The 17,877-nt window shown below is 30.3% G+C and carries 14 protein-coding genes and 2 other annotated features; of the genes, 10 read left to right on the forward strand and 4 right to left on the reverse strand.

Annotation, left to right across the window (positions count from 1 at the left end; translation table 11 throughout):
- The first annotated feature begins 303 nt into the window (after positions 1-303).
- The 4 genes from KQI38_RS02590 to KQI38_RS02605 all read left to right on the forward strand — a co-directional run bounded on the left by KQI38_RS02590 (position 304) and on the right by KQI38_RS02605 (position 6,475).
- The gene (locus KQI38_RS02590) at positions 304-1,626 is read left to right on the forward strand and encodes a replication-associated recombination protein A (RefSeq protein ID WP_216555317.1); all 1,323 of its coding nucleotides are present in this window, start codon (positions 304-306) and stop codon (positions 1,624-1,626) included.
- A gap of 55 nt (positions 1,627-1,681) precedes the next feature.
- Positions 1,682-3,019, forward strand: coding sequence for a sigma-54 interaction domain-containing protein (locus KQI38_RS02595; RefSeq protein ID WP_216555323.1), 1,338 nt, complete (start codon positions 1,682-1,684; stop codon positions 3,017-3,019).
- A gap of 366 nt (positions 3,020-3,385) precedes the next feature.
- Positions 3,386-4,756, forward strand: coding sequence for an alanine/glycine:cation symporter family protein (locus KQI38_RS02600; protein ID WP_216555327.1), 1,371 nt, complete (start codon positions 3,386-3,388; stop codon positions 4,754-4,756).
- 60 nt (positions 4,757-4,816) lie between these two features.
- Positions 4,817-6,475, forward strand: a complete 1,659-nt coding sequence (locus KQI38_RS02605; RefSeq protein WP_216555330.1) for a M20/M25/M40 family metallo-hydrolase — start codon at positions 4,817-4,819, stop codon at positions 6,473-6,475.
- Between the two features lie 118 nt (positions 6,476-6,593).
- Here the strand turns inward: KQI38_RS02605 and KQI38_RS02610 are convergent, their stop codons facing one another.
- Positions 6,594-7,565 carry an alpha/beta hydrolase gene (locus KQI38_RS02610; RefSeq protein WP_216555332.1) on the reverse strand — a complete coding sequence of 324 codons (972 nt, stop codon included), beginning with the start codon at positions 7,563-7,565 and terminating at the stop codon, positions 6,594-6,596.
- Positions 7,566-7,901: 336 nt separating this feature from the next.
- Positions 7,902-8,134 (forward strand) — a binding site (T-box leader).
- A gap of 150 nt (positions 8,135-8,284) precedes the next feature.
- On the opposite strand from KQI38_RS02610, the gene asnS reads away from it, so the two are divergent.
- The 6 genes from asnS to leuS all read left to right on the forward strand — a co-directional run bounded on the left by asnS (position 8,285) and on the right by leuS (position 15,996).
- Entirely contained in the window at positions 8,285-9,673 is a 1,389-nt protein-coding gene (asnS, locus tag KQI38_RS02615; protein WP_216555334.1) for an asparagine--tRNA ligase, read from the forward strand.
- A 399-nt stretch (positions 9,674-10,072) separates the two neighbouring features.
- Positions 10,073-10,570: a hypothetical protein gene (locus tag KQI38_RS02620; protein WP_216555336.1), complete on the forward strand. Its 498-nt coding sequence runs from the start codon at positions 10,073-10,075 to the stop codon at positions 10,568-10,570.
- Positions 10,571-10,598: 28 nt separating this feature from the next.
- Positions 10,599-11,744 (forward strand): DUF3885 domain-containing protein, encoded by a 1,146-nt coding sequence (locus tag KQI38_RS02625; RefSeq protein WP_216555339.1) that lies wholly within the window; start codon positions 10,599-10,601, stop codon positions 11,742-11,744.
- Positions 11,734-12,129 carry a hypothetical protein gene (locus tag KQI38_RS02630; RefSeq protein ID WP_216555349.1) on the forward strand — a complete coding sequence of 132 codons (396 nt, stop codon included), beginning with the start codon at positions 11,734-11,736 and terminating at the stop codon, positions 12,127-12,129. Before KQI38_RS02625 ends, KQI38_RS02630 begins: the two co-directional genes overlap by 11 nt.
- Positions 12,130-12,268: 139 nt before the next feature.
- Positions 12,269-12,814, forward strand: a complete 546-nt coding sequence (locus KQI38_RS02635) for an SF0329 family protein (RefSeq protein ID WP_216555359.1) — start codon at positions 12,269-12,271, stop codon at positions 12,812-12,814.
- A 437-nt stretch (positions 12,815-13,251) separates the two neighbouring features.
- Positions 13,252-13,457 (forward strand) — a binding site (T-box leader).
- Positions 13,458-13,584: 127 nt separating this feature from the next.
- Complete coding sequence (gene leuS / locus KQI38_RS02640) at positions 13,585-15,996, forward strand: leucine--tRNA ligase (RefSeq protein WP_216555368.1); 2,412 nt, start codon at positions 13,585-13,587, stop codon at positions 15,994-15,996.
- A gap of 112 nt (positions 15,997-16,108) precedes the next feature.
- Here the strand turns inward: leuS and KQI38_RS02645 are convergent, their stop codons facing one another.
- The 3 genes from KQI38_RS02645 to KQI38_RS02655 form a co-directional block, all read right to left on the reverse strand.
- A complete protein-coding gene (locus KQI38_RS02645; RefSeq protein WP_216555370.1) occupies positions 16,109-16,816 on the reverse strand; it encodes a YetF domain-containing protein in 708 nt (235 codons plus the stop codon).
- Between the two features lie 18 nt (positions 16,817-16,834).
- Positions 16,835-17,533 carry a DUF421 domain-containing protein gene (locus KQI38_RS02650; protein WP_216555372.1) on the reverse strand — a complete coding sequence of 233 codons (699 nt, stop codon included), beginning with the start codon at positions 17,531-17,533 and terminating at the stop codon, positions 16,835-16,837.
- A gap of 117 nt (positions 17,534-17,650) precedes the next feature.
- Complete coding sequence (locus KQI38_RS02655; RefSeq protein ID WP_094900179.1) at positions 17,651-17,860, reverse strand: DUF1657 domain-containing protein; 210 nt, start codon at positions 17,858-17,860, stop codon at positions 17,651-17,653.
- Between the last annotated feature and the right edge of the window lie 17 nt (positions 17,861-17,877).

Consider the following 17,877-nt stretch of genomic DNA (forward strand, 5'->3'; position numbering starts at 1 on the left):
TAATAAGTAAAATAACTTTATGAAATAATCAAGTATTAAAAGTAAGATAAGAAAAGCTTTTGAAAGAATTGAAACATAAATTAAAGCTCATATGAAAACTTCAAAAAGATATAAGTTTTATATCTAACAAGAATATTGAGGAAGAATCAGTAAAATAATTTTTTATTTTTAGAATTAAAAATAAGTCATCTTAAATCGTATAGATATTGCTGAATCATTATATGCTAACTTTTACAAATTGACTAATTCAGTTAACTGCTATAGTATAATATTATATATAACTAAAATTAATTAGGTGATAATATGGATTTATTTACTTTAAGTATGGAAGAAAAATTGAAGAGAAATGCACCTTTAGCTGATAGAATGAGACCTGAGAAAATAGATGAATTTGTAGGACAAGAGCATATCTTAGGAGAGGGTAAATTTTTAAATAGAGCAATAAAGGCAGATAGAATTACTTCGATGATATTTTTCGGACCTCCTGGAACTGGTAAAACTACTCTAGCTATGATAATAGCTAATAGTACAAATATGATATTTGAAAAATTATCTGCTGTAACATCGGGAGTAAAGGATATTAGAGAAGTAATGGATAGAGCAGAAGAAAATTTAAAGCTATATAATAAAAGGACTATTCTTTTTGTAGATGAGATACATAGATTTAACAAATCTCAGCAAGATGCATTACTTCCCTTTGTAGAGAGAGGAATAATTATTTTAATAGGGGCTACTACAGAAAATCCTTATTTTGAGGTAAATAAAGCTTTATTATCTAGAGTCATGATTTTAAAGTTAGAATCATTGACTAGAGATAACTTAAAGAAACTTATAAATAATGCTTTATTTAATAATGACAAAGGATTAGGAGAATATAAGATAAATATAACGGAGGAAGCAATAGATTATTTAATTACCATAGCAGATGGGGATGGTAGAACTATACTTAACTCTCTTGAAATAGGAGTACTTTCAACACCGAGAGACGAGAGTGGAGTTATAAAAATAGATTTGGATACAATAAAAGAGTCTATTCAAATAAAGACAGCTAGATACGATAAAAATGGTGACGAGCATTATGATACTATTTCCGCATTTATTAAAAGTATGAGAGGTGGAGACGCCGATGCAACTTTGTATTGGCTAGCAAAGATGATTAATGCAGGAGAAGACCCTAAATTTATCGCAAGGCGTATAATCATATGTGCTTCAGAAGATGTAGGAAACGCTGATCCAAATGCATTGACTATTGCAGTATCAGCTTTCAATGCTGTAAATGTAATAGGTATGCCAGAAGGAAGAATACCACTAGCTCAAGCTGCAGTATATATAGCTACAGCTCCAAAGAGCAATGCAGCCTATGTTGGTATAGATAAGGCTTTAGAAGATATAAGAGCTAAAGAAATAGGTAAAGTTCCAATTCATTTAAGAGATGGTTCTTATCCAGGAGCTAAAAATTTAGGAAATGGTATAGGTTATAAATACCCTCATGATTATGAAGGAGCATTTATTTCGCAAGAATATTTACCTAAAGAACTTCTAGGTAAGAAATATTATGAGCCTACAGAAAATGGATATGAAAAAGAAATAAAGAACAGATTATTAGCTTATGGTAAAGAATTATAATAAATAGAATTATCAGTTATTTTTAAATTTATAAAAAATATTAGTGGGTGATAGTATGTTTGAACAATATGATTCTAAGAATGTAGTTATCGTAAATAACAAAGGCGAAATTATTTATTTTACTATGAATAATTTACCTGTTTATGATTTGATGTTGGAGAATACTATGGGAAGAAAGCTCACCTCTCTTTACAAGAATTTAGATAATAACAATAGTTCCATGATTGCTGCCATAAAAACTGGAAAATCCTTTATTAATTTAAAGCAAGGATTAAAAACTCAAAGAGATAATTTAATATATCAGGTTGGATCCACATATCCACTTATAGAGGATGGTAGGATAATAGGAGCAATTGAATTTGCAGATATTGTAAATGAGGATAATACTAGTATATGCAATAGACTTTATAAGCATGAAATATGCTATAAAGAAAATGGTACATGCTATACAATTGATGATATAATAACCCAAAACCCTAGAATGCTTGAAATTAAAGAAAAGATTCGTAGGGTATCAAAAACAGAGTCTACTGTTTTGATTCAAGGTAATACTGGTACAGGAAAGGAATTAGTAGCACACTCTATTCATAACTGTAGTAGCAGAAGATATGGTCCTTTTATCTCTCAGAATTGTGGGGCTATACCAGAAAATTTACTTGAGGGCATTTTATTTGGTACAGCAAAAGGAAGCTTTACATCTGCTGAAGATAAAGAAGGGCTTTTTGAACTAGCTAAAGGAGGAACTCTATTTTTAGATGAAATAAATTCATTAAGTCCCGTATCACAAGTGAAGCTTTTAAAAGCGATTGAAGAGAAAAGAATTAGGAGAATAGGAGGAACACAAGAAATACCTTTAGATATAAGGATTGTTGTAGCATTAAATGAAAGCCCAGAAAAACTTGTAAAAGAGGGTAGGATGAGGAACGACTTATATTATAGACTCTCAGTGGTTCAAATTATTTTACCTGATTTGATTGCTAGAAAAGATGATATTGAACTTTTATCTAATTATTATATAGAAAGATATAATCAAGAATTAGACTATAATGTAAAGCCAATTTCAGAAGAGTTACTTTCTGCATTTGAAGAATATCATTGGCCTGGAAATATTAGAGAACTTCGAAATATAATAGAGGGTAGTTTTAATACTATTATAAGAAATGAGATTACAATAAAAGATGTGCCAAGAAGAATTTTTGAAAGTAAAAATATTTCTGCTATAAAAGTTTTAGAGAGTTCTGGTTATGATTTAAAATCATATTTAGAAAATCACGAAAAAGATATTATTTTAGAAGCATATAAAACTCATCAGAATAATTTAAGCTTAACAGCTAAATCCCTAAAAATTTCAAAGCAATTATTAAAATACAAGATAGATAAATATATAAAATGATGTAATATGTCAGTATATGTGAATAATTCACATATAAAACGTAAAAGATATTTTACGGTAAAAGAAATTTTACCATAAAATATCTTTTTTATTTGATAAAAAAGTATCAAAATATACTGAAAATTATTCATATTCATAATTGACGTTATTGATATAAATTTTGCTCTAATAATAGATGTAGGAATTAAAATTATTTTAATGAGGAAACAAAAAAGGAAATCTTCCCATAAAAAACCTTTTTTATTTGATAAAAAAATATCAAAATATACTGAAAATTAACTATATTCATAATTGACTTTATTGGCATGAAATTTGCTATAATATATGGGTATAGAAATTAAATTTATTTTAAGGAGGAAGCAAAGAATGGATTCATTTGTAAACTTTATTGTCAACATCTCTAATTGGATTTGGGGAACGCCAATGCTTGTTATTTTATTTGGTGGCGGATTAATTCTTAGTTTTTCTTTAGGTTTTTTCCAATTTAAGTATTTTGGCTACATTTGTAAAGAAACATTCGGTAAGATGCTTAAAAAGCCTGAAAAAGGTGAAGGTACTGTATCACCTTTCCAAGCTGCTACTGCTGCTTTAGCTTCTACAATAGGTGCATCTAATATTGTTGGTGTACCTGTTGCTATAGCTTTTGGCGGACCCGGTGCAGTTTTTTGGATGTGGCTTACTGCTTTAATAGGTAGTGCCTCAAAATTTAGTGAGATTGTCTTAGGTATCAAGTATAGACAGAAAAATGAACTTGGAGAGTTTGTTGGTGGACCTCAATATTATTTAGATAAGGGGTTAAATATGCCATGGTTAGGTAAATTTTTTGCATTTTTCTTGATGCTTGAAATTGTTCCATCTGTAGCTACTCAAACTGTTTCAGTAGTACAAACAGCTGCGACTCTTAATATTCCAAACTGGGTTTCAGGAGCAGCAGTTGCTATTTTAGTAGGTATTGTTGTTTATGGTGGAATTCAAAGAATAGTTCAAGTTTCAGAAAAATTGGTTCCTTTTATGGCAGGACTTTATTTATTAGGTGCACTAGTGATTACTATTGTAAATATTGGTGAATTACCTTCTATTCTTGTTTTGATATTTAAACATGCATTTACTCCTATGGCTGCTGTTGGTGGATTCGGTGGTGCTGCTATATCACAAGCTATTAGTCGTGGAATTGCAAGAGGTACTTATTCTAACGAAGCTGGTATGGGTACTGCTCCTATAGCTCATGCTGCTGCAGTAACTGATCATCCAGTTCGTCAAGCATTCTGGGGTATATTTGAAATAATAGTTGATACTTTAATGGTTTGTTCTATGACAGCTATGGTTGTTTTAACATCTGGATTATGGAAGACTGTTCCTGCATCAGAAGCGGCTAGTATGCCTGCAAGAGCATTCCAAGCATTGCTGGGATATAATCTTGGTGGTGGAATTGTAACTTTAAGTATTACATTGTTTGTAATTTCAACGATTATAGTTATTGTATTTTATGGTGAAAAACAAGCTGAATATTTATTTGGAACAAAATTTGCCCAAGTAATGAAATTTGTTTACTTAGTAGCTATTTTCTTAGGTGCATATGGTGGTATTGAGTTCCTATATAGTTTCTTAGATATACTGCTAGCATCTATTATCATTCCTAATATGATAGGATTAGTATTGATGAGAAATCAAGTTAAGGAATTGAAGGATGATTTCTTTAACAATCCTGCTTTTTATCCAAAAGCTAAAGCAAAATAGATAGATTACAAGGATTGAATTATCTTCATGATTTTTAGTAAAATATTTTAGGAGGCACATATGAATAGTCAGATTGCAGCAAGAATTGAGCAGATAGCAGTAGAATTAACAAATCAACTTAGTGTGGTTGAAACACCAGGAGAATTAGATTCAGTACAAAAAGTTTATGATATTTTTTCAGAAATGGACTATTATAAAGAAAATCCGGAGCATCTAAGATTTGTAGATGCAGTCAAGGATAAACTTGGCAGAAAATCTGTTTTAGCAATGCTAAAGGGAAAGAAAGGCAATAGTAAAAAAACTGTATTGATGATAGGTCATACAGATACAGTTGGTATCTCTGATTATGGCAGCTTAAAAGAATATGCAAATAAACCATATGAATTAACAGAGAAATTTAAAGAAATAGCATCTACGCTACCAGAGGAAGTTAGACGTGATCTTGAATCAGGAGATTATTTATTTGGTCGAGGACTTTTCGATATGAAAACTGGTGATGCTATTATAATGGCATTGATGGAAGAAATATCAAAGGATATAGAAAACTTTGAAGGTAATTTGATATATGCTGCTGTTTGCGATGAAGAAGGAAACTCAGGCGGTATGTTATCTGTAATACCTGAATTAGTAAAAATACAAGAACAAGAAGGTTTTGAATATCTAGCACTTTTAGATACAGACTATATGACATCTGAGTTTGAAGGTGATGAAAACAAATATGTATATATAGGAACAGTAGGAAAACTAATGCCATCATTCTATGTAGTAGGTAAAGAAACACATGTTGGTGAATCATTTAAGGGGATAGATCCAAACCAAATAGCTTCTTCTATTACAAATAGAATCAATCTGAATGCAGATTTTTGTGATGTGGCAGAAGGTGAAGTTTCACTTCCTCCAATTACTTTAAAACAAAGAGATTTAAAACCAGAATATTCAGTTCAAATAGCAAAAACAGCTACTTTGTTCTTCAACTATGCAACACATTGCAGCACACCAGATGAAGTACTAGTAAAAATGAAAGGTGCTGCTATAGAAGCTTTTCAATCAACTATTGATAATTTAAATATACAATATGAAAGATTTTGTAAATTAGCAGGAAGAGAATATAAAAAACTGCCATGGCAAGCAAGAGCATTAACTTATGAAGAACTATATACAAAAGTGAAATCAGAGATGGGAAATGAACTTGATGAAAGAATTGCAAAGCTTACAGAAGAAATGTTAAAAGATGAATCCATAGATCAAAGAGATTTTTCATTGAAATTAGTAGAAGAAGTTCATAGTCTATGGTCTGATAGAGAACCAGTTGTTATAGTATACTATACACCACCATACTATCCTCATATTTATGTAGAGGGAAGTGCACCAAAAGAAAAAGCATTGCTAGATGCAGTAGCAGATGCTGTGAGTACAACTGAATCAGATTATAAATTAGTTTATAAGAAATTCTTCCCATACATCTCAGATTTAAGTTATGGTGCAGCACCAAAAGATCCAAAAATCATAGCAGCATTGAAAGATAATATGCCTGGATTTGGAACTAAATATGATTTACCATTAGAAGATATGCAAAAATTAGACTTACCAGTATTAGACATAGGAGCTTTTGGTAAAGATGCTCATAAATTCACAGAGAGAATAGAGAAGAAATATTCTTTTGAAGTAGCACCTGTATTAGTATATAAAACTATTATGAATCTATTAAAGAACGATTAAGTAATTGAGATTAGATGAAAAGTATATGAAATTGTCTGAAATAGACATATATAATAGGGAGTGTAGTTGCCGATTATGGTGACTACACTCCCTATTATATATGTCTATTTTTTTAATGTTAAGGAAAATTAGCGGAAAGAAAACTAAGGATAGTTTGACTAAATTCAATGTCTTGATTTGGCTTATCAAAGTATTGTTCGTAGCAAACGAAATGTTCATCGCCTTCGCGAATAAAGGTTGTAACATTAATGTTGTTCTTATTAGCTTTATTCAACAACTTTTCAAATTCTGAATATGGAACCTGAGTATCACCTGTTGAGTGCATCATGAGAATAGGGCGATTGCCTAATTTTTCAATACCATTTATGGGTGAGTATTTCAAAGCATCAAATCCAAAATGAAATCCCATATACATATTTATAAATGGAATATCTAAGATACCAATTGCTTTTGGCATGCCAAACATAGTCATATTATCTACAAACATATCAGGCCAAGAAGAAAATGCAGAAATTGAGATTACAGCATCAATTTCTGGAAGTTCGCCTGCTGCAATTATTACTGTGCCACCACCCATAGAAGTTCCCATTGTTACAATAGGTAAGTCTTTAGCATTGGTATCACTGGTGAGATAGTCCACACCAGCTTTTACGTCAAGCCATTCTGTCATGCCCAAACCTATTTCGTCACCTTCGCTTTCGCTTCGGGCACGCATTTCTATTAATAGAGAATCCCAATTATTATCGGATAGCATCTTGGAATATCCAAAGAAAGCTGTAACAGATGGATTCTGTATGCCAGATAAAATTATAACTGTGCCTTTTGAATTCTCCGAACGAGTATGCCATGCTGCAATAGATAGGGAATCATCGGTTGTAAGCGTAATCCTTTCAGATTGAATTCCAAAATCTATAGAAGAAAATTGTTCTTGTTTAAATCGCTGACCAAGAAACATTGGCATAACCATAAAAGGAATTGCTGCTAGAATTGCAGTAGATAGAAGAACAAAAACAATTGCAATTATGATAATGATTTTCTTTGTCTTAGATTTTTTTTGTCTTTTAGAGGTAATATTTAAATATATAGTCATCTCCTCCTTTTGAGTGTTAAACATCATTGTTTAACAATTTTTTAACAATTATATAATACATATATATAATAGTCAATAATTATTTTGTGAATAGTTTTAATTTAGTTCTATGATTGACTCCATGTATTGATTACATGAGAACTTGTGTGAAAAAGTATATTAGCTTATTCCCTGTAGTGCAAAAGATTTGAAAGCAGAAATTATAGGAAGTGGTATATATCTTCCGTATAAAACAAATAAATTTGGAAATTAATTTATAATAAAAAGGATATAATAAAAATGTTAGTTAAATTCATTGACAACACTAGGTAAAATAACTATAATTATATAAAAGTAAAGAAAACTTTGATAGGAAGAGTAGATATAAGAAGTAGTCAAAGGGAGCCTATGATAGTGAGACATAGGTACGAAGCTTATATTGAAGAACATCCTTGAGTTTCTAACCGAAATCTTAGGAGAGTAGGCTTAGACGGATTCACACCGTTACAGGTGAAACACATTATAATGTGTGTTAAAGTGGCTATTAGCAATTAGGGTGGTACCGCGGAAGATAAACTTTCGTCCTTTTGGATGAAGGTTTTTTTTATGTCCTAACTTAGCGAATGATAGTGAGCTTTAGTAGGTCAAACGCAACGAACGCCAAATTCATGCGAATGATAATGAGCAAATGAATTTGTGCAGTGAGACTGAGGGAAAGGATAAAAGAAAGGAGAAGAAAAATGAAAACTACAATTAAGAGTATTTACAATGATACGGATAAGCATTTAAATCAAGAAATTCAACTTGAAGGATGGATAAGAACTTCAAGAACATCAAAAACTTTTGGATTTATTGAATTAAATGATGGAACATTTTTTAAAAATATTCAAATAGTTTTTGAGGAAGGATTAGAGAATTTTAAAGAAATAGAAAAATTGCCTCTTAGTTCATCAATAATGGTGAAAGGTAAATTAGTACCAACGCCAGAGGCAAAACAACCGTTTGAGCTAAAGGCAAGTAGCATTGAAATTGAAGGATATTCGGCTTCTGATTATCCATTACAAAAGAAAAGACATACTTTTGAATATATGAGAACAATTGCACATTTGAGACCTAGATCTAATACTTTTAATGCTGTATTTAGAGTGAGATCAATACTTGCATATGCAATACACAAATTCTTCCAAGAAAGAGGATTTGTATATGTTCATACTCCAATTATTACAGCATCTGATGCCGAAGGTGCTGGTGAAATGTTTAGAGTATCAACCTTAAATTTCCAGAATATACCTATGACTGAAGATGAAAAAATTGATTTTTCTAAGGATTTCTTTGGCAAGGAAACTAATTTAACAGTATCCGGCCAATTAGCGGCAGAGGCTTTTGCACTTGCATATAAAGATGTTTATACATTTGGACCTACATTTAGGGCTGAAAACTCAAATACTGCAAGACATGCGGCAGAGTTTTGGATGATAGAGCCAGAGATTGCCTTTGCAGATATAAATGACAATATGCAATTAGCAGAAGATATGATGAAATATATAATCAAATATGTAATGGAAAATGCAAAAGAAGAAATGGAATTTTTCAATAGCTTTGTAGATAAAGGTTTAATTGAAAGACTTGAAAATGTAGCTAATTCAGATTTTGGTAGAATAACTTATACTGAGGCTATCGAACTACTAAAAAAATCAGGAGAAAAATTCCAATATCCAGTAGAGTGGGGTATGGATTTACAAACTGAACACGAAAGATATATATCAGAGCAAGTATTTAAAAAACCAGTATTTGTAGTAGATTATCCAAAGGAAATAAAAGCATTTTATATGAGGTTAAATGAAGATGGAAAAACGGTAGCTGCAATGGATCTTTTAGTACCAGGAGTAGGAGAGATAATAGGTGGATCTCAAAGAGAAGAAAGACTTGAAGTATTAGAACAAAAGGTAATAGACAATGGCATGGACCCGGCAGATTATTGGTGGTATCTAGAGTTAAGAAAATTTGGTGGAACTAAACATGCAGGATATGGTCTTGGATTTGAAAGAGCTGTTATGTATATAACGGGTATGTCAAATATAAGAGATGTTATACCATTCCCTAGAACAGTAAAATCTGCAGAATTTTAAAAAACAAGATCCTAGGAAAGAGTTAAATTCCTAGGGTCTTGTTTTTTAATACTTTAGGAAATTAATATAAGATATAGATAAATATACTTTAATTCACAAATTTACTCTTATTTAATATATTTTAAATTGGATTTACGTCTATCTATTATGTATTATATAATCCTCTTTTTATTATTTTATCACTAACTATTTTGGAGAATTATTTCCCAGATAAGAAAAATCATAATTTCCTTTAGAACTCTCTTGAAGGGAATATGATATAATAATGACAAGTATAGAAACCATTGATAATCTAATAGTTTGAAGCCTTATTATAAATATGGTTTTAATGTTTTTAGGTAAAATCATGTTAAACAAATTTTAATTATGAGTAATAAATAGAAAATGAGGTGATATGATTTGAGTTTAATACATTTATTAGCTTATGATTTTCCACTGCCAGAGGTGGAGATAAGACAGTTCAAAGAAGTTTTTGTTTCTGAAACTACAAAGGGCTTTTTACAAGGTTTTTCAGTAATAAATTGCTATTATTCAAAGGATGATGTGGAAATACCTAATTTAATTACTAGAAAGTATTGTCATGATATTGAGCTGACGGAAGAAGATTCCTGTATAGAAAATTTTAAGAATTATCTATTTAAATATATGAAACCTCATACTGAGATAGAGATATGGAGTATTTATCTTGGAGGTGATTATTCAAAGCATTATACCATAATGCCCAAATTAAGTAATATACCATTAGAGCATTTATTAACAGTTAATGATGAAATAGATTATTTTACAGAATATTATTTTAAACCTGTGAAAAAGGAGATAAAATTATCTATGATGAGCAAAGAAGATGTTTTATTCATTTTAGAAAATACAGGTGTTTGCCTTGTTGTTAAAAATTGAGGAACAATAAAAAGTAGGTGAATAGACATTGAACATTCAAGAAGAAGCAAAAGATATTTTGGAAAACATTTTAGAACAATATGGGGCAGAAGACAAGACTTTAAATAGACTAACTCACAAATATATGCTTCATATTGATAAGTTAAGTGAAAAATATCAGTATCTGGAAGATGGGAGCTTAAATAAAACATGTGTAGAAGAGTGTCTTCAGAAAGCTACAGAAATATATAGATTTATAAATTATAGTGATAATCTTTTAGTTGTTTATGATAATTTATTTGGACAAGAGAATGAAAGAGAGAAGGAGTTTTTAGAAAGTACTCTAACTCATATATCTAAATATGGTACATATAAGTTAAAATGGCAGTACCCCATATATAAGAATGATTTACCAATACATCAGGATAATGAAATCTATACCTGTATAAGGCATTTATATCGTGTGAAAGAAATAAATATACAGAAATTATTTAGAGAGATAATTTTATCAGATATAGGTGGAGAAATGGATTTTTGTTCTTCTATTTTTATTATAGATATTAACAGTGGATGTATTTTTCATCTGTATGATGATAGAGGAATTTATATTCTTGCCCTAAAAGAAGAATATCTTATTAATGTATGGAAGGAATTTCATGATAGTATTTTTACACTTGATTATCGAAATTTCAAAATAAAAGTAAACACACTTTATTGGATAGATGGAATCAAGGATGATCCTAATGACTTATGCCTTCATGGAGATATAATAGTTAATATAGGAGAAGAAGAAATATCTTATTCATGTGCTGTTAGTGTGGCAGCTTTTAGAATGTTAGAGACCTTGTTTAAAGACCATTTGCCAACTAAAGGGCAGCAGATGTTACCTTGTTGTGGCCATTTTATGATTCCTAATGAAACTCTAGATGAAGTAGAAATCTTAGGATGCGACAATGGAATTGATTGGACTGTTCTACATGAGGATGGAATGGTTAAGATTGTTACAGATAAAGGAAATACTGTATTTGTTTATTATTTCCAATACAAAGAGGAAATTTTGCGCTTTGCTGATATTGTGGAAAACTTTTATGAGAAGTCCTTACCTAAAAATATTCCAGAAGATGAGTTTGAAAGAAATGGATATATAGCATTTTGGAATGAATGGCATAGGAGAAGGGGCAAAAGTGAAAAATAATGTTATTAAACAATATGGGTTAGTACATGATAATAGGATTATTTCTTATATGATTGATTTTGAAAGACAGATTTTACAAATAAATACAAAGGGTTATGACGAAGAAGTAATTATTAGATTTCAAGGATTACTTGCTCATGCCTTTGAAAATGTTCTTTTGAATAATATTATTTTAGAAATTTCTCAAGTCACAATAGAATGTTTTTTATTAGAGGAAGCTAATAAGCTTTCAGAAGCCTTAAAATATGGGTTTCCAACAATTGAAGTAAGTAATATTAAGGAATTAGAGAGTTTCCTAAAAGAGAAGGAGTATAGGGTGTTTTATTTAACAGCATCCTTAGGGATGTGTGGATATATTATTGCGAAAGAGATTATTTTACTGTAAGTATCATGTACTTTATAATTAGAAGATAAGGACACTTTTAGCAGAAGAAATTCGATACTGAAGCTGTTATAGAGGAGATAATATTATAGGGACGATTAGATGTAGAATATTAAGAGAATTGATACGGGAGGATTATTGAATGGGTAATTCATGGAGTGGATTAAGACGAGAATTGGAGAATGATTATATATGTGAATCATTAAAGGGAAGAGTACAATATTTTATAACTCATTATCGTAAAGCACATGATGATTATGGAAGAATTGCCATAAGAGTTGATGGGAAGGAGGTTTTAAGAGGAAATCCCTTTAATTATTATGTAAAGGGTTATGTTTATAAAGAGAGGAAATTAAAAGAGGAGAAGGGAGTTCCAGTCAGAAAATGGACAGGAAAAGAAACTTTATATAATGAAGAAAATGAAGAGATTGAAGATATGGTAAATGAAATGATGAATAATGATGGTTTTTTTGAAATTTACCATATTACGGATGCTATTGGGAAATATAAAAATTTAGATATAAAGGAAAGTATTAATTCTCCTAATCCTATGGTACGAATGTTTGCAATTATGGACAGAAGAATAGGGAAGCGTACCCTAATAAATATAATATCAGAAGTTGATAATCAGCCCGAATGGTTACAATTCTTTTATAAACTAAGGCTTGAATCAGAGAATTTGTTATAGATAGATTATAGGAAATATAAGAATAAGCTTTTAAGTTTTATAAATATGGGAATTGTTGATTGAAAATTTGCTGATAAGGATTAAATGTCAAATTTATGTAACCAACAATCCTCCTGTATTTAAGAAAAAATCTTCGTGTCAAGTTGATGACAGAATTATATATCAACAATTTAATTCTCTCTAAAATATATTTGAAAACATAAAAACAACTTGATAATACAATAAGACCATAAATTCCCCCAGACTATGCTTGTGGAATTAAAGGATTATTAATTTAATACATTTATTTATTTTGACGTTGAGGGATTATATGTCTAAGTAAAAGAAAATAGTAGAATTATTAAATAGGATTAAATAAAATATAATAGGGTAAAACTATAAATTATAAAAATATCTTGATTTAAAATGATTTATTGGTTATAATAGGTCTTAAATTAATAAACACTATGATAGGAAGTAGTAAGTCTGATTGCAATTATAGAGAGCTGTCGGTTGGTGAAAGACAGTATTGACGAAGACTGAACTCGTCCTTGAGTTATTAGGGTGAATAAAGTAATCCTAATCGGTTAAATGCCGTTATATTTTGAGTGGATATTTATTATCAATAAGAGTGGTACCGCGGAATTTACCTTTCGTCTCTATAAGAGACGGAAGGTTTTTTTATGACCTAACCCATTGAACGTAGCGAGTAATGGGAACGATTCTTCTTGTTTCACAATTGTGAATTGTGAACTGTGCATTGTGAATTGTATGAAAGAGGAGGAAAGATAATGAGAGAGTATAAACCAAATGAAATTGAAAAAAAATGGCATGAAATTTGGGAAGAAAGAGAGCCTTTTAAGGCATCAAATAAATCCGATAAACCAAAGTTTTATGCACTAGTAGAATTTCCTTATCCATCAGCAAATGGACTACATGTAGGTCATCCGAGACCTTATACTGCATTAGATATTGTCTCTAGAAAGAGAAGACTTGAAGGATATAATGTTTTATTTCCAATGGGTTGGGATGCCTTTGGATTACCGACAGAGAACTTTGCTATAAAAAATAAAATTCATCCAGCTATAGTTACAGAGCAAAATGTTGCAAGATTTAAAGCTCAATTACAATCAATAGGATTTTCCTTTGATTGGTCAAGAGAAATAAATACTACTGATTCACATTATTATAAATGGACTCAATGGATATTTTTAAAGCTATTTGAAAAAGGTTTGGCATATAAGCAGGAAATGCCCATTAACTGGTGTCCTTCTTGTAAAATTGGATTGGCAAATGAAGAGGTTATTCAAGGCAATTGTGAGAGATGTGGTGGTGAAGTAGTAAGAAGAGTAAAAAATCAGTGGATGCTAAAGATAACAGAATATGCTGATAGACTAATTAAAGATTTAGATACTGTTGATTATATTGAAAGAGTAAAAACCCAACAGACAAATTGGATTGGCAAGTCTGAAGGGGCAGAAGTAGATTTTCAAATTTCAGGAAAAGAAGATAAGCTAAGAGTGTTTACTACTAGACCTGATACACTATTTGGATCAACTTATATGGTTATAGCTGCAGAGCACCCTTTAATAGAAAAATATAGAGACGAAATAGAAAATTTAGAAGAAATTAAAGAATATCAGCATGAAATAAGTAAGAAATCAGATTTTGAAAGGACTGAGTTATCGAAAGATAAAACAGGTGTGGAAATAAAAGGTTTAAGAGCTATAAACCCTGCCACAGGTAATGAGATTCCTATTTGGATTTCTGACTATGTGCTTATGAGCTATGGTACGGGAGCAATTATGGCAGTACCAGGACATGATACTCGTGACTGGGAGTTTGCTAAGAAGTTTAATCTTCCTATAGTAGAAGTAATAAAGGGTGGAGATATAGAAAAAGAAGCTTATACAGATACAGAAGAAGGAATTGTTATAAATTCTGATTTTATCAATGGAATGGAAGTAAAAGAAGCAAAAAAATATATGATTAAGTGGTTAGAAGAAAAAGGACTTGGTACTGGAAAAGTAAACTTTAAACTTAGAGACTGGGTATTTTCTAGACAAAGATATTGGGGAGAGCCAATACCTCTAGTATATTGTGATGAATGTGGTTGGGTTCCAGTGCCAGAAAATCAATTGCCAGTTATGCTACCAGATGTAGAGAACTATGAGCCAACAGATACTGGTGAGTCACCATTGGCTAATATTAAAGATTGGGTAGAAACTACATGTCCAAAATGTGGAGGAAAAGCTCATAGAGAAACTGATACAATGCCACAATGGGCAGGTTCCTCTTGGTATTTCCTAAGATATATTGATCCTCTAAATGAAGAGGAGTTTGCTTCTCAAGAAGCATTAGAATATTGGCTACCAGTAGATTGGTATAATGGTGGAATGGAGCATACTACACTTCATCTGCTATATTCAAGATTCTGGCATAAATTCCTATATGATATTGGAGTAGTGCCTGGACCAGAACCTTATGCAAAGAGAACCTCTCATGGTATGATATTAGGAGATAACAATGAGAAAATGTCAAAGTCCCGTGGAAATGTAGTAAATCCTGATGACATAGTAAGAGATTATGGTGCAGATACACTAAGAACCTACGAAATGTTTATTGGAGACTTTGAAAAGAGTGTACCTTGGTCAGAAAATGGGGTTAAAGGATGTAGAAGATTCCTTGAAAGAGTATGGAAACTCCAAGATATTTTAGCTGATAGTGAAGGATATACTAAGGAACTAGAATCAAGTATTCATAAGACCATTAAGAAAGTATCTGAAGACTTTGAAACACTAAAATTCAATACTGGAGTAGCAGCTTTAATGAGTTTGTTAAATGAATTTAACGATCATGGTAGTATAACAAAAGAAGATTTAAAAACATTTATAATACTACTAAATCCAGTAGCTCCTCATATTACTGAAGAATTGTGGGAGATTTTAGAACTAGAAGGTTATCTACATGATACAACATGGCCAGTATATGATGAAGAAAAAACAAAGGATAAAGTAATTGCACTTCCAGTCCAAGTTAATGGTAAAGTAAGAGGTGCAATAGAAATCAGTATTGATGATTCTCAAGATGTAGCTAGAGAAAAAGCAAAAGCTGATGATAACATTAGTAGATTCCTAGAAGGAAAACAAATAGTTAAAGAGATATTTGTTGCAGGAAAGATATATAATATAGTTGTTAAGTAATGTTTGTATAAACCCCATCTTTTAGGTGGGGTTTTGTATTTGAAATGACAATCATAAAAAATATACTCATAAATGATAAATATAATTTTTAATATTGATGCCAATTTACTAATTATATATCTTTTTTAGCTATATATAATTTTTTAGAATTATCTATAGTAGCTAGATAGACCTTAGAGACATCATCTATATCATACATGCTAAGGTTATTCATAAGCCATTCCTTATTTAATTTCAAATTTTTTAAGTTTTCCTCAAATAATTTTCCATCATTGATGACTACTACAGGTAAACTTATAGGTTTAGCAGTTAGATTAAGATCTGCAGGAGTAATATATCTATTTGGCTCTTTTTTTATAACACTTAAATGTCCATCGGGTTCTAAAATCGCATATTTTACTTCTGAAATATCAAAAATATTCTTAAGTCTTAATTGACTCAAAAACAAGTCAATATTTATAAATTGTTTTTTTAGATTTTTTCTAATAATTTTGCCATCTTCAATTAAAATCATAGGTTTGCCATTAAAAAACAATCCTAAATTTCTATTTTTAAAAGATAAGAGACCTACTATATAGTGCCAAAAGAATAAAGTCAATAACGGAATTATTATATATGTAAAAGAAATTTCTCCGTCTATCAAAGGAGCTGCTATAATAGCTCCCAGTATCCAGACTACTGTAAAATCATAAGCAGAAAATTGATTTATGGCTCTTTTCATTATAAATCGTCCTACTAAAAATGATATTATGCCCACAGTCAAAGTTCTGATTAAATACTCTGATAAGGAAATATTCTTTATAACTCCAAAAACATTCATATAAAATATCCTCCTAATTTATAAATTCACATATAATTTTTTAGCTGGAGTCAAAATCCCAAGATAAATATTATCTATATTATCTATATTCATCAATTTAAGTTGATCTTCCATCCACTTATAGCCTAATTTATTTTTACTAAGAACTTTTTCATCAACTCTCCCTTTATATATAATAACTTCTGATAAAATGTCCTTTGAAGTTTCTATACCTATATCTAATTTTTTTGGTGGAAGATTATTGTTATTTATAGCTATACTAAAACTTCCTATAGCTTCAGCAAGTAAATATTCTACGCTTTCAATATCATAGACATTTTTTTCTCTTAATATTGAGAATAAATTATCTATTGTTAAGTTTGATTTAAAAAGATTCTCTTTTATAATCTTACCATTTTTAATTAAGATTATTGGTTTTTGTGTGACTATAGAGGGTGCTTTTAAATATAGATAAGAAATGCTTAAATGTATTAATGAATATAATACTATTATTAAAATTGCATCAATTGGTCTGGATTTTGGATTAACTATACGTGATGCGGCAATATTGCTAGTTACGGCTGCCATTAAAAAATTATACGGAGTAACTATGCTAAACTGGCAAAACTTCATTAACTTAGTTGATGCAAATAATGTGAAATACAATATTGAAGTTCTAATAAATAATTCTAATACTCTTAATTTTTCTCCTTCGAAGAAAATCTTTTTTATATCCATAATATCATCCTTTCTCAATATAGGTTATCCATAATAGAATATTTATATAATTGATAATAAATAAAAGTAAAAAACTTCTATATATTTCTTATAGAAGTTTTTTTAGAATAGTTTTTATTATTGTTGTTGGTCGTATTGAGGCTCTTGATTTTTTAGATAATTTACTCTGTTTTCTAACATTTGAGCCATATTTTCAGCATTTGAAGCTAGACTATTAAACATTTGTTTTGCAGTTTGATCATCAGTATCCAAAGAAAATGTTTTTAAGTCTGCTGCTAATCCTTTAGCGCCTGCTAAAGCAGTTTCTAATTTAGTCATTACAGTCATGAACTCATCTCTCCTTA

Source organism: Tissierella carlieri, from assembly GCF_018917285.1.
GTDB lineage: Bacteria > Bacillota > Clostridia > Tissierellales > Tissierellaceae > Tissierella > Tissierella carlieri.